Genomic DNA, 22547 nt, shown 5'->3' with positions numbered 1-22547 from the left:
TTGGGTTAGTTTTTGGTTAATATAATTTTGGCATTGTCATTTCTGGAAACCTGCTCCATAAAAAGACGGTATTCGTCATATTCTTTATTTGAATATTTTCCTTTGTTTAAAAACATCGAGCGTTTATAAATGAGCTTATTATTTTCGCTTTTGATGATTTCGGTCTTATATTCTCCAAATTTATTTTTTAATTCAAAATTTGAAGGCAGGAATTCGATAGAAAAACCTGTTGGCAGGTTAATTTCAATTTCATCTGTATCTAAATAACCACGCTGAATCTGAAATGGATTTTTACGATTTCTTATACGTTTAACACTTCCGGTATATTGGTTAAAGGCATCTATTACGAAAATCATTTTATTAGCTGAAATTGCTCCATAATTTGCTGCAGTAACATTAATATCTTCAGTAAAACGAATATTTTCCTTATCATTAGTAAAAGTAACTTTCCCTAATTTCAGATTATTAATATTATCCCAATATTCTTTATAATGCGCCTCTTTTTCTGTGGGCTGTAAATGTTCCAGCTGCATTTTTTTACTATAAACAGAACCTTCAGAAAGTATCGATATCGAACCTGAAAAATGACCATTTTCATCTATAGTATAGACTGCTTTATCTCTTTGAATATTTCCTCTATCTTCATAAATCTTTGTTCTGATAATTTCCCCTCCTTCAGGTTTAACAACAAGAACATCCCTGTCATCTGTAAATGTACCCTGATATCCAAACGGATCATCCTGACTTGTACATTCTAAAAAAGTATAATTATTTCCTGTTGGAATTGCCAATATCATATGATTCCCCTGCATCGAAACAAAATCAGACTGAATATCAAATTTGTAACGGTCTCCATACAAAACAGTATTATAAGAAGGAACGTCTACTACCTGTAAAAGTGCTTTTGTGTAATTTGACAATGCCTTACAGTCTCCATATCCTAAACGATCTACATCACTTGCAAGCATAGGTTTCCAACCGCCTATACCAACCTGAATGCTAACATATCTTGATTTTTTCTGAACAAAATCATAAACCAGTTTTGCTTTTTTTACTGGATCTTTTTCATTTCCAACAACTTCTTTGATTTTGAGTTTTGTACTTTCAGGTAAATCAGTTGTTCCTGCTAATATTTTATCCGAATACCATTTACCGAAATCAGTCCAGTTTGTGGCTGCTCCATCAACACCTTCAAGATGAAAACGCTCTAACCCCATCATTATCCTCGGAAAAAGATCACGTGAAGATGGACTTAAATCTTCTGCTTTCTGAGCTGAAATATTAACAGCCTCATAACTTAATCTGGTATCGGTATCAACTGTCTTTTTAATGTTATATCCTGAAAACTGAAATTCTTTCTTTTTAAATCCTAAATCATTTGGAAAAGCAACATTTAAAACACATTTTTCAATACTCAGATAATATCCTCCCAAAAAATACCATTGTGGAATAAATGCTGTATTTGAAGTTTCTGTCTCGCTGGTATAAACAATAGTAAAAGGATATGAAATAGGTGTATAATCTAAATAAACCACACGACTATCTGAAAAAAGAGTACTTCCGCTTACAGCACTTTGGTCTCTAAAATCTTTCCGTTTAATTTTCTTTATTTCATTACCAAATGCATCATAGACTACTGCCTCGATGTTTTTTATAGCAGTTGTTTTGTCATAGTGCTGATACGCATCAATATCATTCAGCCCTTTTTCATTTAAAACCGATACTACCCTTTGTGTTTTGATGTTCATACTTCGCTGTGAAGCAATAACAATATCCATTTGATCTAAACGAACAACAGAATTGGCATTTTCTTTGAGACTGTCTTTAATTGTAGAGATAAGATAAGTACCTTTTTGAGCTGAAGAAACTAAAGTAAATAAGAAAAAAAGTAACGCGTAACAAGGAATTTTCATTAGTAAGTATTTTCACCAAATATATATATTTTCTGAAAACTCCTTAACAAATGTTTAATAATTTTATTCTCTGTTTTTGCTGTCCATTACGATAGTAACAGGGCCATCATTTAACAGACTGACTTTCATCTCTGCACCAAAGATTCCAGTCTGAACTTTCTTTTTAAATTCTTTTTCCAATACCTTAACGAAGTTCTCATACATTGGAATTGCAAAGGACGGTTTTGAAGCTTTTATGTACGAAGGACGGTTTCCTTTTTTTGTAGAAGCATGAAGTGTAAATTGGCTTACCACAATAATATCGCCATCTACATCTTGAACCGAACAATTCATGACGTCATTTTCGTCACCAAAAATTCTCATTTTTATAATTTTCCCAGCAAGCCAGTCAATATCTTCTTGAGTATCGACATCTTCAATTCCGACTAAAACTAACAATCCTTTTTGTATGTCTGCTGTTTTTTGACCATCAACGGTTACTGATGCTTCAGATACTCTTTGAATTACAACTCTCATTTTTTTATTTTTTAGCCACAGATTAAAAGGATTATAAAGATTTTAAATTTTAATGTTAGATGAACTGCGGTGCATCTCTACAAAATATTGCTGTTATTTTTTTAAATTGGAATTTGGATTTTTTGAATTGGAATTTCAAAAGATTATTTTCTCGTTTCATCACTAGCAGCGCGATCTTCCCCATAAGTATCTGTACGGTAATGTTCTTCGTCACCTTCAAGGATTTTAAGATAACTGTTGTAACGCGACCAGGCTATTTCGTCTTTTTCTAAAGCTGCTTTTATCGCACAATGTGGTTCCTCCTTATGTAGACAATTGTTAAACTTGCATTGATCTTTCAGTCTGAAGAATTCAGGAAAATAACCGCTTATTTCAGATGGCTCCATGTCAACAATTCCGAAACCTTTTATTCCTGGTGTATCTATAATTCGGGCATCAAAAGACAAATCGTACATTTCTGCAAAAGTGGTTGTATGCTGGCCTTGTTTACTTTGTTCTGAAATTACTGAAGTTTTTAAGTGAAGACTTGCTTCCATTGCATTTACCAAAGTTGATTTTCCAACTCCGGAATGTCCGGAAAACATACTTACCTTACCAATCATCATTTCTTTCAGTTTATCAACACCTTTGTTTTCTGTGGATGAAATTCGGAGGCATTTGTATCCAATTTCAGTATAAATGTGCTGTAGATAAAGCTGATCGTCTAAAGTCTGTTCTGTTAAGGTATCAATCTTGTTGAATACAAGAATTGCTTCGATTCCGTAAGCTTCTGCGGTAACCAAAAAACGGTCTATAAAACTGGTTGTTGTCGGCGGATTATCAATGGTAATCAATAAGAAAACCTGATCAATATTTGAAGCAATGATATGAATCTGTTTAGACAAATTAACCGATTTACGAACGATATAATTTTTTCTTTCCTGAATATTATGAATTGTTCCGGTAATGGTATCCGAAGTTTCATCTAATTCATAATCAACTATATCGCCTACAGCAATAGGATTGGTACTTTTAATTCCTTTTATTCTGAATTTCCCTTTCATACGGCATTCTATAAAATCTCCATTTTCAGATTTTACGGTATACCAGCTTCCTGTAGATTTATAAACGGTTCCTGTCATTCTTTAATTTTAGATTGCGGATTTTAGATTTTAGATTAAACCAAATTTCTTTACAAAGATAAATGAATAATTTAAACCATATAAGTTATATAAGTGAATATAAATAGTGGCTCTTTATAACAAAAAAATCCCCAGCACTTTTTTCAAAGCAATAGGGATTTTTTAAAAAACAATCTAATTTTAAATGTGTGATATAACAAAACTTAAAAACAACTTTTAAGTCAGACTTAAATTACCTTATATCACTTATAGGATTTAAAGAAAATTATGCGTTAAAAATTTTCTCTTGGTGACCAATACTCTCTTGGTGAATTGCTTTGAACATTCTTAAAACAAACTCTTCAGTAAGACCTTTTTTCTCACCTTCTAAAATCATTTTTCCTAAGATTTCGTTCCAACGGTTGTTTTGAAGAATCGCCACGTTAGCATCTTTTTTTACTTGACCGATTTCGTCAGCTACTTTCATACGCTTTCCTAATAATTCTAATAAGTTAGCATCCAAAACATCGATATTAGCTCTTAGTTTAGTCATTTTTTGGCTGTACTCATCTGTAGTGTCATCTGTTTTTCTAATCGTCAAATCTTTGATGATTTGTTTCAAAGTGTCTGGAGTTACTTGCTGCGCAGCATCAGACCAAGCGTTGTCTGGATCGATATGCGTTTCGATAATCATACCATCGTAGTTCAAGTCTAAAGCCTCTTGAGTTACTTCGAAAATCATTTTACGATCTCCAGTAATGTGAGATGGATCGATGATTAATGGTAAATCAGGGAATTTATTTTGCAATTCGATAGCAATCTGCCACTCTGGAATGTTTCTGTATTTTGTTTTTTCGTAAGTAGAGAAACCTCTGTGGATAACTCCTAATTTCTCGATTCCAGCCATGTGTAAACGCTCAACACCACCCAACCATAAAGCTAAATCCGGGTTTACAGGGTTTTTAACCAAAACTATTTTATCAGTTCCTTTTAAAGTATCTGCAATTTCCTGAACTGCAAAAGGGTTTGCCGTTGTACGTGCTCCAACCCATAAAACGTCGATATCGTATTCTAAAGCTAGTTTACAGTGAGCTGCAGTCGCAACTTCTGTTCCCATTAATAAACCAGTTTCAGCTTTTGCTTTTTGCAACCATTTTAATCCAATTTCTCCAATACCTTCAAATCCTCCCGGACGAGTTCTTGGTTTCCAGATTCCAGCTCTGAAAACACTTACTTTAGAATCTTTTAATTCGTGAGCGATTTTCAATACCTGATCTTCAGTTTCTGCACTACAAGGTCCAGCTATCACAAGTGGGTGATTTAAATTGAAATCTTCTAACCACTTTCTCATTTCTTTCTTATTTTCCATTTTATTATAGTTTTTACTTTTTAATTAATCCGTTTAATATCTCTTTTATTTTATTTGTACTTTCCATTTCTTCAAAAATGGCATTGTAATCTTCTTCTTTTAACAAATCCCTAAACCGACTGAGATTTGCAATATAAGCTTCTAAAGTTTCCAGAACATGTTCTTTATTCTGCTTAAAAATCGGTGTCCACATCGCTGGTGAGCTTTTTGCTAAACGAACAGTACTTTCAAATCCACTTCCCGCCATATCAAAAATATCCTGTTCGTCTTTTTCTTTGTTCATTACTGTTTTTCCGAGCATAAACGAACTGATGTGCGATAAATGCGAAACGTAAGCAATGTGTTTATCGTGCGAAACCGGATCCATATATCGAATCCTCATTCCTATTTCGCTGAAAAGCAGTAACGCTTTTTCCTGCAATTTGAAAGCGGTTTTTTCCACTTCGCAGATAATGTTTGTCTTTCCTTTAAACAAACCTTTTATTGCTGCCGAAGGTCCTGAAAACTCTGTTCCTGCAATTGGGTGCGTAGCAATAAAATTTCTCCTTTTCGGATGATTGGCAACTGCATCACAAATTGGCTTTTTAGTCGACCCTACTTCAAAAACAATTGTTTTATCCCCAACAATGTCCAGAACTTTTGGCAGAACCGTCAGCGCCACATCTACCGGAACCGAAACAATTACAAAATCTGCATGAGCCAGATCTTCAAAGCTTCCTGCCTGATCGATAACTCCAAGATCAATTGCTTCCTGCAAATGTTTCTCGTTATTATCGATTCCAAAAATGGTCGAATCAGGATGTTGTTCTTTGATGTCCAGCACCATCGAACCGCCTATTAATCCTATTCCTATTACGTATACTTTCATAATTTTTAAAAATTCCAAGTTTAAAAAAAGTCTTGGCTCTTGCTTCTAAAATCTATCAATAGCTTCTTGTACTTTTTCTTCTTTTACACAAAGTGAGAATCTAATATATCCTTCGCCACTGCTTCCGAAAATGGTTCCCGGCGTGATGAAAATATGTTTCTCATATAATATTTCGTCAATGAACTTTTCTGCTGATGCTATTCCTTCCGGAAGTTTTGCCCAAACAAATAAACCAACTCCTTCTTTATATACTTTACAGTTTAACTTTTCTGCTAACTTCTCCGTTAATTCTCTTCGGCGTCTGTAAATTTTGTTTTGGTCTTCGAACCAAGATTTATCACATTTTAAAGCTGCGATTGCTCCTTTCTGAATTCCGTAATACATCCCGCTGTCCATGTTGCTTTTTACTTTTAGGACCGCGTCGATAATTTCAGGATTTCCTAAAACCATTCCGACTCTCCAGCCTGCCATGTTGAATGTCTTACTTAATGAATTCAATTCTAAAGCCACATCTTTCGCACCTTCAACTTGCAATAAACTCATTGGATTATCATTCAAAACAAAACTATACGGATTGTCGTTGATCAATAATATATTGTGTTTTTTAGCAAAAGCAACCAATTTTTCAAATAACGCTAAACTCCCTCTCGCTCCTGTTGGCATGTGCGGATAACCCAGCCACATAATTTTAACTTTCGAAAGATCTAATTTTTCAAGAGCTTCAAAATCCGGTTCCCATCCATTTTCTTCTTTCAAATCATAATAAACCGGAACTGCCTGAACCAAATTGGTTACCGAAGTATAAGTTGGATAACCTGGATTCGGAATCAAAACGTGATCGCCTTCATTTAAAAATGCTAACGAAATGTGCATAATTCCTTCTTTTGAACCCATAAGAGGTAAAATCTCATTATTCGGATTCACTTCAACACCAAACTGATCACGATAAAAATCCGCCATCGCCTGCCTCATTTCTGGCAATCCCTGATAGCTTTGATAGCCATGTCCGTTTTCGTCTTGAATTGCCGCAGCGACTGCTTCAATTACTGCTTTTGACGGACTCAAATCAGGGCTTCCAATTCCCATGTTGATGATCGGTTTTCCTTCAGACATCAACTGACGAACTTCTCTAAGTTTTGATGAGAAGTAGTATTCTTCAACTGTGTCTAATCGTTTTGCTGTTGTACTCATTGTTTTAATTTTTGCTGTATGCTTTATGCCTTAGGCTATATGCTTTTATTTTTGACTTTAAGACTTTCGACTTTTCAACTTTATGACTCAGTCAAAGGTTTTGTGTTTCTGTATTCTCCTAATACTTTAAAATATTCTGCCATTATATTTAAGAGCGATTTTGCTTTTGCATAATCTTCATATTTTTCGAATGTTACATCTACAAAGAATGAATATTTCCAAGGCGTTTCGATTTTTGGAAGCGACTGGATTTTTGTCAAATTCAGTTTGCAGTCGCTCATTACATTCAAAACCGCTGCCAGACTTCCTCTTTTATGATCCAATTCAAATTTTACAGAAGCTCTGTTGATTTCGCTTTCCGGCAAAAATGAATTTTGCTTTTTGATGATTACGAAACGCGTCATATTGTTTTTGATCGTTTGAATTGACGATGCAATAATATCCAGATCGTACATTTCAGAAGCCGTTACACTCGCAATTGCAGCAATTCCGGTTAACTGCTTTTCCTGAATTCTTCTTGCTGTTTCGGCCGTATCTTTATCCTCAACCAATTTGATATTTGGATATTGTTTTAAGAAATCCATACACTGCAAAAGTGCCATTGGATGTGAGTGAACTTCTCTTATATCTTCGATCTTCTGACCTTTTAAAGCCATTAAATTCTGCTGAATATTTAAATAATGTTCTCCAATTATGTGCAGATTGTTCTTGTCAATCAATGCATAATTTGGAATAATCGGACCCGCAATTGAGTTTTCGATCGCCATAACGGCCTGATCAGATTTTCCGGCAATAAGGCTGTCGATCAATTCTTCAAAAGACAGGCATTCATCAATATCTACATTTTCAGAGAAATACTCTTTCACAACCTGATGATGAAAAGAACCTTTAATACCTTGTATTGCAATTTTAGATGTCATATAGTCAAAAAAAAATCCTGATTTTCATCAGGATTGTATATTAGTTTTATTTGTCTTTAATTCTGTTTCAAATAACCATAGCACAATCCTAACTTCTACTAAAGAAGAAATAAAAGTTGTTGCTAAAATAAAAACGGTTAGTCGCCATTTTGTTTGTGTTATTTTTTAAATTCTGTGCGAATGTATAAATTATTTTAACCTCACCAAAAAAAATAATGCATTTTATGAAACAAAAAAGGAATTCTTAACAAATTTAGGCGGTTTTGTATGATATTTCAACAAAGAACACTCGAAACACCATTTATTCAATTGACTATAAGCCCATTTTAAAAATTTTATCCTTTGAAAAAATAAAAACCCAATTTGTAAATCCAGATCATTTAAACATTCTTCTTAAACCATAAACACATTTTCTCTTTAAAATATTAGTAATACGTTTTTAACTTCATTATTACACTCCTTTAAATTGTTTCAAACCTAAAATTTAATTTATAACAAAAAATCACTAAAAACAGGTATTGCAAACCTCATCATAATAAATGAAATTTGCTAAACTAAATAGAACAAGGGTTTATAAAGCTAATTGATCCCTAAAAAACAAAGCATGGGCAAAGCTAAGTTTAGCCCACAAAAAACAGAGCACTTGGGTTCATAAAGCTATTTGTCCCAAAAAAACAAAGCACAAGGAAAAGCTAAGTTTCTCCTTCAAAAAACAGAGCAAGGGACTATAAAGCTATTTGTTCCCATTTAAACAAAGCCTAAAAAAAGAGCCAATGGCTCTTTTTTTATTTTATAAAATCAATTATTTTGAAATAGCATGTTTTGTCAAATCTAATTTCAATAAAAATTATTTCATATAAAATTGTGGCAGAAAAAAGAAATAGAAACATGATTGAGTAAAAAACATCTCAAAATTTAAAACAATCCCGAAACCGGTTTATTTTTAATCCCGATTTTTGAATAATCAAAACCCATTTTTTGCTGTAACAACGAAGCGTAGACAGACCTAAAATCAATTTGATGTTTTAAATCACCATTATCCAAATCTGCTAAATTTGGATTATTACCTAAAATTGTTCCTTTGTTATTACCTCCGATAATGAACATTGGAGCGGCTGTTCCGTGATCAGTTCCGCTTCCATTGTCTTTTACACGTCTTCCAAATTCAGAAAACACAACAATCGTTACGTTTTGAAGTAATTGAGCCTGTTTCAAATCAGTATAAAAACTAAATAACGCATCATTTAATTCTGTCAATTTTCTTTCATGAATAGAAAGTTGATTATCGTGCGTGTCGAATCCACCAAGGGAAGTATAATACACTTTAGAATTCAGGTTTCCTTTTACCAGTCTTGCAATCCATTCCAGATTTTTAGATAATCCGGTTTTCGGATAACTGATTTCAGTTTTGGACTGCTTCAATGCATTCTGAATATCATCTGAACCTTCTACTACCGAATTGGCTATTTTTCGAACAAAATCTAATTGTGGATTATCGGATAATTTTGCATCATCTTCTTTATTGGATTTTATTTTAAATCGATCAGGATCTTTGACCGTTATCACGTTTGGTTCCAATCCCTTCAATGCCAGATTATCTATGGCATCCAGATTAATTCCGGCTGTTGGCTGATGATCGTGACATTGTAAATCTAAATATCTTCCTAACCAGCCTTCGTTTATATATTTATTAGAATCAACAGCTGTCTGCCAAATTTCCTGACTGCGAAAATGTGATCGAACTGGCTCAGGATACCCCACATTCTGAATTACACTTAAATCTCCGTTTTGCTGCATCTGGGCAAAATCTTTTAATGCCGGATGAAACGCCATGCCTTTGTTTTTACCTACAACTATATCTTTATTTAAAGCAATTTTGGCTCTAAAGTCGTAATACAAAGGATCTTCATACGGAATAAAAGTATTCAGTCCGTCGTTTCCTCCATTGAGCTGAACAAAAACCAGACATTGCTCACCGATTACCAAATTACTTTGTTCACCAAATGCATGCAAAAAGCTTGGAAGCACCAGCATCCCGCCGGTAAAAGTCCCCGTTAAGGTTAGAAAATTTCTTCTGTTCATAATGATAAACTTTAAATTAATTGGTATTCCGGTAATTTAGTGATATAATTAAACAAACGAACAACTGCGTAATTAGCATTAGTATTTTTAGGATCAAAATCATATTTAAGTAAGTTTTCCATATCCTTTTGTATGGATTCATTTACATTAAATAAAAGCCTGTTGGATAATTCGGCTATAATGGTTTTGTTATTTCCATTGGCATCAAATTCTATATTGACTTCTCTTTTCTCCAACTCTACTTTAGGTTTTGAATTTTCATTACTCATCGAATTGATAACCCTTTTTGAAAGCTTCTTCCCACTGCAAAGCATATCAGAAGTATTATTCCGCTGCAGATAGACCTGAGAAGTAAGCCAGGAATTTCCTCCATCCCAGCCTTTCACATTAACTTGATTGTACAAATCCATTCCTTGCTGTTTTAAGAAAAAAGCAATCATGGTTTCATCATAATCCTTTAACTGCAATTCGTCAATAAGCTGAAAAATATAAACCAGCGGATCTTTGATTTTATTACCTGAAATATCCTTAGCATATTCTTCAGTAAATATTTTAGTCAGTAACGGTGCTATTTCAAAATTTACTTTTCTAAAATAATCACCATAATACTTCACCATTTTTTCTGAAGGATTATCATAAAGAAACCATTTTAGGATTTTACCGGTAATGAGATACGGAATATTTTTTTGTTCGAAAATAATATCAACCAAATCATCGGATTTCCAGTTTCCTGTCTTTCCAAAATAGGTTTTGTCACTATTATCCTCTGTGCCTTTTTTGTAAACTCCTCCTTCGTCACCATAAGTCAGTCCAGCCAAAGCCCTTGCACCGTTTTTAATATCTTCTTCAGTATAATTTCCAATTCCAATGGTGAATAATTCGAGTAGTTCACGGCTCAGGTTTTCGTTGATTTTACCTTTTTTATTATCGACATTATCCAGGTATTTAATCATTGCGTTAGATTTTACCATCTTTTTGGTCAGCTCTCTGAAATTTCCAAAAGCATTTTCGCGTAAAATCATATTGTGCTGATAGATCCAGTAATTGATTTTTACTTTTTGTGAAGTCGATACAAAATGATTGTGCCAGAAACAAACCATTTTTTCACGCAAAGGAAATTCATCCGTATTCATTTTGGCAATCCACCATTTTTTAAGTTCGCCTATAGCATAGATTTCTTCTCTCTGGATTTTCTTTTTTTCTTCCTTATCGAGATTTTTAATGGATTCCCGAAATTCTTTCATTTGAAGAAGCGTTTGGGGATGTCCCTGCAAAAATGCAGGAAGCTGTGTATCAAACTTTGAATCGTATGATCGCTTTAGAAATTTTTCTAATCCAATTTTCTCAATTATTTTGGCTTCATTTCCTGAGAAGCCCAATCGTAACGACCAAAGATTACTTTTTTTCATACAACTAAGAATTATTTAAGAATAAGACTTTTGTTTTTAAAAAAGGTTTAACGAAATACGCAATAAAAAATAAATATTACAATTTCACCTAAATAACATTATGAATAACACAACATAAACGATAATTTAGCATTGTTATTTTAAAATTTAAAACAATAAGATATAGCAACAAAAAAAAGCAGCTATCATGACAATAACTGCTTTTTATTAATCGAGAATAAAATCTTTCCTCTTTATTCTATTTTCTTTCTTCTAAAAAAAATTAAGACCCACACATCTCACAATCCTCCGGACCTGCAGCTTGTGCTTTTAGCAACATCGCTTTGTATTCCTCAATATTTATTTCTTCAGTTTCTGCTGCTAAAGCTGGTATTTCTTCTTTTTTATCGTTATTTAATGTGAATTTAATCGCATCTACAGCCGCTTTGGTTCTTAGATAATACATCCCGGTTTTCAACCCTGACTGCCATGCGTAGAAATGCATTGAAGTCAGTTTAGAATAGTTGGCATCCTGCATAAACAAGTTCAACGATTGAGACTGATCAATAAAATATCCTCTTTGACGGGACATATCGATAATATCTTTCATCGACATTTCCCAAACGGTTTTATACAGATCTTTTAAATCTTGTGGAATCTTATCTATATTTTGAACAGATCCGTTATGACGCATGATTTCCTGTTTCAAATCTTCGTTCCACAAACCTAGTTTTACTAAGTCTTCCAGTAAATGTTTATTTACTACGATAAATTCTCCAGACAATACACGACGTGTGTAAATATTTGATGTATATGGTTCAAAAGCTTCGTTATTTCCCAGAATTTGAGAAGTAGATGCTGTTGGCATCGGCGCAACTAATAATGAGTTACGAACTCCGTGTTCCATTACTTCTTTTCTTAATGAAGCCCAGTCCCAACGACCTGATAATTCTTCATCTTTCATCCCCCACATATTGTGCTGGAATTCTCCCTGAGACATTGGAGAACCTTCAAAAGTTGAGTATGATCCTTCTTCTTTAGCCATTTCCATAGAAGCGGTTACGGCTGCAAAATATAATGTTTCAAAAATTTCCTGATTCAGTTTTTTAGCCTCATCACTTGTAAACGGCATACGCAACATGATAAAAGCATCTGCCAGACCTTGCACACCCAATCCTACCGGACGGTGACGGAAGTTAGAATTTTCTGCTTCTTTTACCGGATAATAGTTTCTGTCAATTACTTTATTTAGATTACGTGTTACACGTTTTGTAACATTGTAAAGTGCTTCGTGATCAAATTTTCCGTTTTCAATAAACATTGGCAACGAAATAGAAGCCAGATTACAAACTGCGATTTCATCTTTAGAGGTAAACTCCATAATCTCTGTACACAAGTTTGAAGAACGAATAGTCCCTAAATTCTTGTGGTTCGATTTACGGTTTGCCGCATCTTTGTATAACATATATGGTGTTCCGGTCTCGATTTGCGATTCAAGAATTTTCTCCCATAGTTCACGGGCACGGATTGTTTTTCTACCTTTTCCTCTGAATTCGTAATCAAGATATAATGTCTCAAATTCTTCTCCGTAAACATCGTATAATCCTGGGCATTCATTAGGACACATTAACGTCCAGGGACCATCTTCCTGAACACGTTTCATGAATAAATCTGAAGTCCACATAGCGAAGAACAAATCTCTTGCACGCATTTCTTCTTTTCCGTGATTTTTCTTTAAATCTAAAAAATCAAAAATATCAGCATGCCATGTTTCGATGTAAATCGCAAAACTTCCTTTACGTTTTCCACCACCCTGATCTACATAACGGGCTGTATCATTGAATACTCTCAACATCGGAACAATTCCGTTTGACGTTCCGTTCGTTCCGCGAATATAAGATCCTGTAGCACGAACGTTATGAATAGAAAGACCAATTCCTCCCGCTGACTGCGAGATTTTTGCTGTTTGTTTTAATGTATCGTAAATACCGTCGATACTATCATCCTGCATTGCCAAAAGAAAACAAGAAGACATTTGTGGCTTTGGAGTTCCCGCATTAAACAACGTTGGCGTTGCATGCGTAAAGAACTTTTTAGACATTAAATCGTAAGTTTCAATAACTGCTTTTAAATCATCTAAATGAATACCAACAGAAACACGCATTAACATGTGCTGTGGGCGTTCTACAATTTTTCCGTTTATTTTAAGAAGATAAGAACGTTCTAAAGTTTTAAAACCAAAGTAATCGTAATTAAAATCTCTTGTATAGATGATATGAGAATCTAAAAAAGCAGCATTTTCCTGAATCACTTTAAAAACGTCATCCGCAATTAATGGTGCTTCCTGACCATTTCTTGGATTGATATAGTGATACATATCTTTCATCGTTTCAGAGAAAGATTTTTTGGTATTTGAATGTAGGTTAGAAATTGCCACACGCGCCGCCAATTGTGCATAATCCGGATGCGCAATAGTCATAGAAGCTGCCGTTTCTGCTGCAAGATTATCCAGTTCAGATGTAGAAACACCGTCATACAATCCTTCGATAACTCTCATCGCTACCTTAACAGGATCTACGAGCTCATTCAAGCCGTAACACAATTTTTTGATTCGTTCTGTAATCTTATCAAACATTACAGGCTCTTTGTGGCCATCTCTTTTTACTACATACATAAGCTTACTATTTAAGTTATTGAAAAAATGAAAGACACTGGAAAAACGTTTTCCGGCACTTAAACATTGCGTGTTTTAAAATTATTTTTCGAGAATTACCAAATTCTCAATAGTTACTCGTTTCAAATCCGAAAACCGAATTTAAATACGTCAAAAATTGCTATTGAATCTGCGATTTGGGAAAGAGATTCAACCTTAAAATATTCTGTTAATCTTTTTTTCAGCGTCTCTTGAAGAGAAGTAAACGCTAAAAGTATTTTTGTTGTCTAAAAATCTGCATCAAATGAAATTTTCTGAGCATCACTGTCAGTGTTCATCACACCAGATTTTTGATACTCTGCAACACGTTTTTCAAAGAAATTAGTTTTTCCCTGAAGAGAGATCATGTCCATAAAATCAAACGGATTCGCTGATCCATACACACGCTCACAACCTAATTCCACCAATAATCTATCAGCAACAAATTCTAAGTATTGTGTCATTAAAGCAGCGTTCATTCCAATCAAACTTACCGGAAGGGATTCGGTTACAAATTGTCTTTCGATGTCTAAAGCATCAACAATGATTTCTTTGATTCTGTCTTTTGGAACTTTGTTAATCAAATGATGATTATGCAAGTGAACCGCAAAATCACAATGTACTCCTTCGTCACGAGAAATTAATTCATTAGAAAAAGTCAACCCTGGCATTAAACCTCGTTTTTTCAGCCAGTAAATTGAACAGAAAGCACCTGAAAAGAAAATACCTTCAACTGCAGCAAAAGCAATTAGTCTTTCAGCAAATGAATCTGATTCGATCCATTTTAAAGCCCACTCTCCTTTTTTCGCAATTGCAGGAAAAACTTCCAAAGCATTAAATAATTCTGCTTTTTCCGCTTCATCTTTCACATACGTATCGATTAATAAAGAATAAGTCTCACTATGAATATTCTCCATCATGATTTGGAAACCATAGAAAAATTTCGCTTCCGCATATTGTACTTCGTTTACAAAATTCTCAGCAAGGTTTTCATTTACGATTCCGTCAGAAGCAGCAAAAAATGCTAAAATATGTTTGATAAAGTATCTTTCGTCATCATTTAATTTGTTGTTCCAATCTGTCAAGTCCTGATGCAAATCGATTTCTTCGGCAGTCCAAAAACTAGCTTCCATTTTCTTATACCATTCCCAAATATCATGATGTTTAATTGGAAAAATAACAAAACGATTCTTATTTTCTTGTAAAATTGGTTCAACTTGTGACATTGTATTTTTGTTTAATTTTTATAATGAATTTCCCCTTATTCAGAACGATTACAAAGATTGTCATTTATCGCCAAAAATAAAAGTCAAACTTATTCACAATCGAGCGTAGTTTTTAACAAAGGCTGAAAATTGAAACTTTTTTCACACAATATTTAATTTATTGCAAATGAAACACTTAAATAACATACTTACACCTTAAAGCCCCGTAAAATATAGACTTTTTGGAATAAAAAGCAAGCAATTTAAGATTGTTTTAAAAAGTTTTTTTTGAGTTAAAAGTTTTATTTTTTGAGTTAAAAAAGACCAAAATAAAGCAGTAAAAAAGGGTGTGAATTTTACACTTTTTTATATTCTTCAGCTACTTTTTCCAGTTCCATATACCAGTCTTCGCCAAAACGACGAATCAAGGCTTCTTTAACAAATTTATAAACGGGAACTTCCAGCTCTTTACCCAAAGAACAGGCGTCATCGCAAATATCCCATTTATCATAATTTACTGCCGCAAACTCTGTAAAGTCTTTTACACGGATGGGATACAAATGACAGGAAACAGGTTTTTTCCAGTCAACGATTCCCTGATTGTAGGCCTGCTCGATTCCGCAAAGAGCGGTTTTACCGTCAAAAATTACATAAGCACAATCTTTATTGTCAATTAAGGGTGTTTCAAGATCACCATCAGTCCCTTTTACCCAGGCTCCCTGTGCTTCTATAGCTTCAATTCCTTCTTTGCGTAAAAAAGGTTTTACTTTAGAATATATCTCTTCCAGAATTTTAGTTTCCGCTTCATTCAAAGGCGCCCCGGCATCTCCATCAACACAACAAGCTCCTTTACAAGCTGACAAGTTGCATACAAATTCTTTTTCAAGAATATCTTCCGAAATAATAGTTTTCCCTAATTGAAACATGATAATAAAATACTGAGATTTATAAAGTGCAAAGATAGTCAAAGAATAGACATAAAAAATTTACCGCAGATATTCGCAGAGGCTTCCTCAAACTTTCACAGATTTTCTGTTTATAAAGGATATTTAAAAAATATTACTTCGTGAATATTTGCGAAAAATCTTTGTGAAACTCTGTGATAAAACTCACAAAAGTTACAAATATCACTTATTTAATCTTTAAAACGTGTTTTTATAACAAAAAATACTATAATGAAAAAACACATAACTTTATTAACTACTTTTGCAGCAGTTTTTTAAACCTTAAAAATTAAAGCAATATGCTGGAAATCAACTTTAAAGAAATCATCACAGTTAGTATGGTCCTTTTTGCCGTAATTGATATTGTAGGCTCAATCCCTATTATTGTAAATCTAAGAGCAAAAGTTGGACATATCGAATCAGAGAAAGCATCTCTTGTTGCCGGAACGATTATGATTGTTTTCCTTTTTGTTGGAGAAGGTCTGCTTAACCTTATTGGTATTGATGTACATTCATTTGCCGTAGCGGGTTCCTTTGTTCTGTTTTTTCTGGCACTGGAAATGATTCTCGGAATCCGTATTTACCGTGATGAAGAACCGGGATCCGCCTCTATCGTTCCATTAGCTTTTCCGTTGATTGCCGGAGCGGGGACCATGACAACTTTATTATCGTTGCGTTCTCAATTTCACACCATTAACATCATTATCGCCATTTTACTGAATATCATCTTAGTTTATATTGTTTTGAAATCGTCTAAAAAAATCGAAAATTTATTAGGCGAAAACGGTCTTGGGGTAGTTCGCAAGACATTTGGAGTAATACTTTTGGCAATAGCTGTTAAATTATTTGCCGCTAATGTTAAAGGTTTGTTCGTCTAAAGGATATTTTTTTAAATTTGCTCCATAAAATTCTAAAATACAGCTCAAAGAGCTCTTCTTTATTATTTTAGACAAACAACCAACTTATGAAAATCTTTACTTCCATCTTAGTGCTTTTGGCATTAGCTTTAATTGTTTTTAACATTACGCAGCTTGACTTTCAAAACCCTTTTGAAGGAGACAGCGCTGTTGCCCTTATTGGAATTGCCGCTTCATTTTGTGCTGTTTTGATTCTTTTGATTTTCAGGATTTCAAAAAAAATCGAAGAGAAAACAAACGGCAGATAATATGTTTGATGTTTTAATTGTTGGCGGGGGTGTTTCAGGCATCTCGTGTGCACTGGTATTAGGATCTGCCAAAAAGAAAGCTTTTGTAACCGATAAAAAAATCGGAATTTTTACACATCAGAAAAATTCTTCTCTACAGGAAGCTATTTTCTATAATGCTTACGGCATAAAACCAGGTAAATTAGGTTCTGAATTATTATTCGAAAGTACTCAGGATTTAGCCCAGACCTATCCGCATATTTCTCAGATTCCTAATGAAAAAGTAATTAAAATCGAGGGTACTTATCCCGAATTTACTATAGTTACAAACAAAAACACATACAAAGCAAAAAATATCGTAGTTGGAATTGGTTCCGCAAACACTTTCGACATCGAAGGTTTAATGCAATATATTGAACCTCACAAAAAGGCTTTACCTGAAAAACAGCGTATTCAACTTAAAAATGAAGACCATAAAGTTACAGACGGCATTTACGTTATTGGGACTTTAGCCGGCTGGCGAAGTCAATTGGCCATTGCTGCAGGAAGTGGCGCTGCTGTTGCTACAGACATTCTTACTTTATGGAACAACGGTGTGCAGACCCATTCACATGACAGTATCCGATAAATTTCAAAATAAGTTTCTTTTTTATAAAATCACAAACCATTAAGAAATTAAGTTTACAAAGCATTCTTGCTAAACTCTCTTAATTTCTTAATGGTTTAAATTTTTTCTACGATTTCTATATTTATTTAACAGAAACGATTTCCGATACCTTAATATGATTCTCATCGTTGGTTTTCCATTTTTCTCCTTTTAGCGAAACCTCATCACCAATTTTCAATTGCTTGTAGTTTTGAGGCCCGCCCACATTTACAATACTGATTGTCGCAAAATATACTTCTTTTGCAGCCGTAGTAATTTTAGCCGTATAACCATCTTTTCCTGATTCTATCGAATCAACTTTTCCCGAAACGCTATTATTTTCTTTCATAGTTGCACATGAAATTACAAAAGTCATTAAAACGAATAGAAAGCTTATTTTTATTAGATTTTTCATGTTTAGTTTTATTAATTTTATTGTAAAGCGACACAGCTTCCTGCTATTACTTTTAAACTTTCACCATATTCTTTCCAGACTCTGATGTAACGAAAAGTACCATTTATCAAATTATTATCAAACATTCCTTTTAAAGAAATGGTTACTACAACCACCGCGATATCATTAATTATATTTATAATCTGATCAGAAGCCTCTAGTGAATCGATTTTCATTTTACCGGAACGATATGAATTCAAATCAAATTCTTTTGTAATGGTATTCCCGTCTGGCAAATTGAACAGCAAATCGTCATGCAGCATCTTTTCTAAAACCGAAACATCAGCATTTTTAATAGCTGTCAAAAGTTGAATTTCAGCATTTACAATAGTTTCTGTGTTCATTATAAAAAATTAAAAGATTATTTCTTTAAGCTCAGAACTTTTTTAATCATGGCGTCTTCTTTTAAAATCACATCGTAATAATACAATTCACCATATAATTGTCGGGCAAATTCAGCAGTAATATAACGATTGACTAAATCTTTAGTTTTATCTAATTTAAGATCCAGACCAGTCATAAAAATATAATTTTTGAATTTCCTGAAATATGTATCTGAATTTTTCATTTTAATTAAAAACTCATTAAAATGCAGTCCTGCAAATGCATTTCTGTTTTTATCCAGTTCTTCAAAAACAAAATGTCCTACAATTCCGGTTTGCAGCAAATACGCTACATTTTCATTACCATGTTCTGCTTCCATAGGAACGAATACATCCGGAACAATTCCACCGCCGCCATAAACAATCCTGCCTTTTGGCGTTTTAAATTTTAATGAATCTGCTACTTTAATACTATCTTTAGCATATAATTCACCTGTTTTTATTCTTGTTTCTGACTCTTTAAAATACTCATCATTCCCTTTGGCATATGGTTTTTGAATAGATCTTCCGGTAGGCGTATAATATCTAGCAACAGTCAATCTAACAGCCGATCCATCATTAAAATCCATTTCCCGCTGTACCAGTCCTTTTCCAAAAGAACGTCTTCCTACGATAGTTCCGCGGTCATTGTCCTGAATAGCCCCTGCCAGGATTTCACTTGCAGAAGCACTATTTTCATTAATCAAAACTGTTACCTTGCCGGTTTCAAAACTTCCGCTTTTTGTAGCGTATGTTTTTTCGGTTGTACCATTTTTATTTTTGGTAAAAACTATTAGTTGTTTGTCTTTCAAAAACTCATCGGCAATAGCCACAGCTTCTTCCATATAACCGCCTCCATTATCACGAACGTCAATTACTAAAGACTGAATTCCTTTTTGTTTTAATTTTGTTAATCCGGCTTTGAACTCATCATAAGTGGTTTCAGCAAAACGATTTATTTTGATGTAACCTGTATTATTGGAAAGCATCATTGCAGCATCAACACTTTTTATAGGAATAACATCTCGTTTTATTTTGAATTTAAGTTTCTTATGCTCTGATTTTCTAAAAACCGTCAATTCGATTTCTGAGCCTTTCGTTCCTTTTAGTTTAGAAAACAAACTATCTGAAGGCAATTTTCTACCAAACAATTTTGTTTTACCTGCATATAAAATACGATCTCCCGATTTTATTCCCGCTTTTGCTGAAGGTCCATTTTCAACAGGTTTAATAATCGCAACCGAATCTTTATACATGTAAAAATTAATTCCGACACCTACGAAGTCCCCTTTCATACTTTCGGCAACTTCGGCCTGTTCGCTTGGCGGAATATAAACCGAATGCGGATCCAGTTTCGACAAAATATTATCTACCGTAAGATTTACAATCGAATCTGTATTGACATTATCCACATATTCAGTATTAATAAAGTCAATCAGTTTATTCAGTTTGGTTTTGGAGTTGTTTTTTGCCAAAAGCTGATCCTCAACGGGAGCATTCATAAGGCTTCCGAATACGGTTCCGAGAGCAAAGGTTGCTCCTACAATAACTGGTAAATATTTTGAACTGAATTTCATTTATTCTTCTAAATCAGGAATATGCTCTACTTCGACACCTGCTTTCAATAAAAACTGAATTCCGGAATCATCACGATAACCGTTTTGATATACCACTCTTTTTATGCCTGACTGGTGTATTAACTTACTGCATTCTTTACATGGCGAAAGTGTAATATATAATGTCGCCCCTTCGCACGACTGTGTTGATCTTGCTACTTTTAAAATTGCATTTGCCTCGGCATGCAAAACATCCCAGCGAGTTAAACCATTTTCATCTTCACAGCAATTTTCGAATCCGGTTGGTGTTCCGTTGTAACCATCTGAAATGATCATACGGTCTTTTACGATTATAGCACCTACCTGCTTACGTTTGCAATACGACAATGAACCCCATTCCCTTGCAATTCGCAAATAAGCTTTATCGTATTTATTTAATTTTTTTATTTCCATTTAAAATTTATCTGTTCCAAATTGGACTCTCCACAATCATCGGAATTACAACTCCTATAATAAAAGCCGACATTACCAAAGCCCAGTCGCGTTTCGAAAAACGGAAAACCGTCTGAACTATATAGGATATAATCAAAACTATAAAAACAACTATCAGCTGTGCCGCTTCAATTCCAAGAGCAAATTCCCCTAAAGGTAGTAATTTTGAGGAAGCTGTACCGCCTAAAATAGTTTTAAAATAATTTGAAAATCCAAGACCATGGATAATTCCAAAAAACAATGTTAGAAAAAACACCAGGTTAAGGCTTTCGTTTTTAAATGTTTTTCCTGCTGTAAAAAGATTAAAAATTGCCGTTATCAAAATGGTAATTGGAATTAAAAACTCAACCAAATTTGCTTTCACAGCTATGATACCAAAAACCGAAAGCAGCAAAGCCAGTGTATGACCGACTGTAAAAACTGTAACAAGTAATAAAATCCGTTTCCAGTCCTTAAAAGCATACGGCGTTGTTAAAGCAATTAAAAACAATACATGGTCATACGCATGAATATCCAAAACATGCTTTAAACCTATCTGAAAATAAATCCAAAATTCTGACATTAGGCTAATTATATTAATTGATTGGGGGATGTAAACTTACGATTTATTTTGAAAAGCCAAATAAGTCCCTAAGCTAATCAACGGATAAAAATAAGTTAAATTTTATGAGAACTTTAAAATTAATAATTTAAAATAAAATTTATCTTTGTTCAATAAAAAACCCTTTTAATTATGCCATTTTCAGAATTATTTGATAACGAATTCAAAGAAAGAAACAGAGGCCATTTCTCTGCAATTGTGCGTGTAGCTTTTGCTGACGGAAGAATTAATGAAGACGAGCAAGCGTTTCTTGATAAATTAGCGACAAGACTAGAAATTTCAGAAGACGAATACAAGGAAATCCTTAAAGATCCGTGGAGTCACGATATAAATCCTCCATACTTGCATGCCCAACGTTTAGAGCGTTTATACGATTTAGCAAGAATGGTCCACATCGACCACCAATTGGGAGACCAACAGGAAGTAATGTTGAGACGTATCGGATTAGCTTTAGGTTTTACGCCAGGAAACGTAAATTACATTATATCAAAAGCATTATCACTGGTTGATAAAAAAGTAGATTTGGATACTTTTATGTTTGAAATGCAAAACATGAATAAATAATATTCTGCTTTTTCATTTTATTTTAAATATGAAATTAAATTATAAAACCCGACAATTTTAAACTTGTCGGGTTTCTTTTTTTATAATATTTTAATTTTAAACAATTCATTATCATAAAAACTGAATCGTGCTTTAATCCTTAATTAATTTCAACATCAATTTCCCGTACCTCTCCTGAGAGTCATTTGCAGTAATCTCATAAGTATAATTTCCTTTTTCCAGTGTTGTTTCTCCCACATAATCAATAGGCTGCAATGTATACGTTTTTCCATCAATTTGTAATTCAACAAATGCATAGCTGTAAGCTTTCGAAAACACTTTATATCCCGTATTCTGTCCGGGATTTATATTATCAAAATTCACATTTCCAGTTGAAGTATTTACTGTAATATTTTGAAAATTAAATTTACTCGCATTCGACAATCGAATTCTTAATTCGGACGAATCGTCATTAGAACAACCAAATAGGGCCAGGACTATGAGAACTAAAATCAATATTTTTTTCATAAGGTTTATTTTACTTAAAAGATATTGAAAATA

22 protein-coding genes are annotated in these 22547 nt (G+C 33.7%); 4 read left to right on the top strand and 18 right to left on the bottom strand.

What is annotated here, in order from left to right; translation table 11 throughout:
• Nucleotides 1-5 precede the first annotated feature (5 nt).
• From GWR14_RS16240 to GWR14_RS16185, 12 genes are all read right to left on the bottom strand, one after another.
• Entirely contained in the window at nucleotides 6-1913 is a 1908-nt protein-coding gene (locus GWR14_RS16240) for a DUF3857 domain-containing protein (protein WP_163410124.1), read from the bottom strand.
• 63 nt (nucleotides 1914-1976) lie between these two features.
• Nucleotides 1977-2429: a D-aminoacyl-tRNA deacylase gene (gene dtd / locus GWR14_RS16235; protein ID WP_163410123.1), complete on the bottom strand. Its 453-nt coding sequence runs from the start codon at nucleotides 2427-2429 to the stop codon at nucleotides 1977-1979.
• Nucleotides 2430-2572: 143 nt separating this feature from the next.
• Nucleotides 2573-3550: a ribosome small subunit-dependent GTPase A gene (gene rsgA / locus GWR14_RS16230; RefSeq protein ID WP_163410122.1), complete on the bottom strand. Its 978-nt coding sequence runs from the start codon at nucleotides 3548-3550 to the stop codon at nucleotides 2573-2575.
• Between the two features lie 265 nt (nucleotides 3551-3815).
• Nucleotides 3816-4898 carry a bifunctional 3-deoxy-7-phosphoheptulonate synthase/chorismate mutase type II gene (locus GWR14_RS16225; RefSeq protein WP_144217355.1) on the bottom strand — a complete coding sequence of 361 codons (1083 nt, stop codon included), beginning with the start codon at nucleotides 4896-4898 and terminating at the stop codon, nucleotides 3816-3818.
• A 13-nt stretch (nucleotides 4899-4911) separates the two neighbouring features.
• A complete protein-coding gene (locus tag GWR14_RS16220; RefSeq protein WP_163410121.1) occupies nucleotides 4912-5766 on the bottom strand; it encodes a prephenate dehydrogenase in 855 nt (284 codons plus the stop codon).
• 45 nt (nucleotides 5767-5811) lie between these two features.
• The gene (locus GWR14_RS16215) at nucleotides 5812-6957 is read right to left on the bottom strand and encodes a pyridoxal phosphate-dependent aminotransferase (protein ID WP_163410120.1); all 1146 of its coding nucleotides are present in this window, start codon (nucleotides 6955-6957) and stop codon (nucleotides 5812-5814) included.
• An 80-nt stretch (nucleotides 6958-7037) separates the two neighbouring features.
• Complete coding sequence (locus GWR14_RS16210) at nucleotides 7038-7877, bottom strand: prephenate dehydratase (RefSeq protein WP_163410119.1); 840 nt, start codon at nucleotides 7875-7877, stop codon at nucleotides 7038-7040.
• Between the two features lie 915 nt (nucleotides 7878-8792).
• On the bottom strand, nucleotides 8793-9959 hold the full coding sequence (locus GWR14_RS16205; protein WP_163410118.1) for a DUF1501 domain-containing protein: 1167 nt from the start codon (nucleotides 9957-9959) through the stop codon (nucleotides 8793-8795).
• An 11-nt stretch (nucleotides 9960-9970) separates the two neighbouring features.
• Nucleotides 9971-11368, bottom strand: a complete 1398-nt coding sequence (locus tag GWR14_RS16200) for a DUF1800 domain-containing protein (protein ID WP_163410117.1) — start codon at nucleotides 11366-11368, stop codon at nucleotides 9971-9973.
• 262 nt (nucleotides 11369-11630) lie between these two features.
• The gene (locus GWR14_RS16195; RefSeq protein WP_163410116.1) at nucleotides 11631-14021 is read right to left on the bottom strand and encodes a ribonucleoside-diphosphate reductase subunit alpha; all 2391 of its coding nucleotides are present in this window, start codon (nucleotides 14019-14021) and stop codon (nucleotides 11631-11633) included.
• Between the two features lie 266 nt (nucleotides 14022-14287).
• Nucleotides 14288-15265 carry a ribonucleotide-diphosphate reductase subunit beta gene (locus tag GWR14_RS16190; protein WP_163410115.1) on the bottom strand — a complete coding sequence of 326 codons (978 nt, stop codon included), beginning with the start codon at nucleotides 15263-15265 and terminating at the stop codon, nucleotides 14288-14290.
• Between the two features lie 335 nt (nucleotides 15266-15600).
• A complete protein-coding gene (locus GWR14_RS16185) occupies nucleotides 15601-16170 on the bottom strand; it encodes a DUF3109 family protein (RefSeq protein WP_163410114.1) in 570 nt (189 codons plus the stop codon).
• A gap of 317 nt (nucleotides 16171-16487) precedes the next feature.
• On the opposite strand from GWR14_RS16185, the gene GWR14_RS16180 reads away from it, so the two are divergent.
• The 3 genes from GWR14_RS16180 to GWR14_RS16170 all read left to right on the top strand — a co-directional run bounded on the left by GWR14_RS16180 (nucleotide 16488) and on the right by GWR14_RS16170 (nucleotide 17960).
• Nucleotides 16488-17066: a MarC family protein gene (locus tag GWR14_RS16180; protein ID WP_163410113.1), complete on the top strand. Its 579-nt coding sequence runs from the start codon at nucleotides 16488-16490 to the stop codon at nucleotides 17064-17066.
• A gap of 86 nt (nucleotides 17067-17152) precedes the next feature.
• A complete protein-coding gene (locus GWR14_RS16175) occupies nucleotides 17153-17353 on the top strand; it encodes a hypothetical protein (protein ID WP_163410112.1) in 201 nt (66 codons plus the stop codon).
• 1 nt (nucleotide 17354) lies between these two features.
• The gene (locus GWR14_RS16170) at nucleotides 17355-17960 is read left to right on the top strand and encodes an FAD-dependent oxidoreductase (RefSeq protein ID WP_163410111.1); all 606 of its coding nucleotides are present in this window, start codon (nucleotides 17355-17357) and stop codon (nucleotides 17958-17960) included.
• A 121-nt stretch (nucleotides 17961-18081) separates the two neighbouring features.
• Here the strand turns inward: GWR14_RS16170 and GWR14_RS16165 are convergent, their stop codons facing one another.
• From GWR14_RS16165 to GWR14_RS16145, 5 genes are read right to left on the bottom strand one after another with little or no spacing between them, the layout of a single operon-like run.
• Nucleotides 18082-18393: a hypothetical protein gene (locus tag GWR14_RS16165; protein ID WP_163410110.1), complete on the bottom strand. Its 312-nt coding sequence runs from the start codon at nucleotides 18391-18393 to the stop codon at nucleotides 18082-18084.
• Between the two features lie 17 nt (nucleotides 18394-18410).
• Entirely contained in the window at nucleotides 18411-18776 is a 366-nt protein-coding gene (locus tag GWR14_RS16160) for a nuclear transport factor 2 family protein (protein WP_163410109.1), read from the bottom strand.
• A 17-nt stretch (nucleotides 18777-18793) separates the two neighbouring features.
• Nucleotides 18794-20371, bottom strand: a complete 1578-nt coding sequence (locus tag GWR14_RS16155; RefSeq protein WP_163410108.1) for a S41 family peptidase — start codon at nucleotides 20369-20371, stop codon at nucleotides 18794-18796.
• On the bottom strand, nucleotides 20372-20803 hold the full coding sequence (locus GWR14_RS16150) for a deoxycytidylate deaminase (RefSeq protein WP_163410107.1): 432 nt from the start codon (nucleotides 20801-20803) through the stop codon (nucleotides 20372-20374). It lies immediately after the preceding gene.
• 7 nt (nucleotides 20804-20810) lie between these two features.
• Nucleotides 20811-21404, bottom strand: coding sequence for a HupE/UreJ family protein (locus GWR14_RS16145; protein ID WP_163410106.1), 594 nt, complete (start codon nucleotides 21402-21404; stop codon nucleotides 20811-20813).
• A 171-nt stretch (nucleotides 21405-21575) separates the two neighbouring features.
• Between GWR14_RS16145 and GWR14_RS16140 the strand changes: the two genes are divergently transcribed.
• Nucleotides 21576-22007, top strand: a complete 432-nt coding sequence (locus tag GWR14_RS16140) for a TerB family tellurite resistance protein (RefSeq protein WP_163410105.1) — start codon at nucleotides 21576-21578, stop codon at nucleotides 22005-22007.
• 132 nt (nucleotides 22008-22139) lie between these two features.
• Here the strand turns inward: GWR14_RS16140 and GWR14_RS16135 are convergent, their stop codons facing one another.
• Nucleotides 22140-22514 carry a hypothetical protein gene (locus tag GWR14_RS16135; RefSeq protein WP_163410104.1) on the bottom strand — a complete coding sequence of 125 codons (375 nt, stop codon included), beginning with the start codon at nucleotides 22512-22514 and terminating at the stop codon, nucleotides 22140-22142.
• Between the last annotated feature and the right edge of the window lie 33 nt (nucleotides 22515-22547).

This window comes from Flavobacterium ajazii (assembly GCF_010614725.1).
Classification (GTDB): domain Bacteria; phylum Bacteroidota; class Bacteroidia; order Flavobacteriales; family Flavobacteriaceae; genus Flavobacterium; species Flavobacterium ajazii.
The sequence above is the reverse complement of the archived record's forward strand: the minus strand, read 5'-3'. Positions and strand labels throughout refer to the sequence as shown.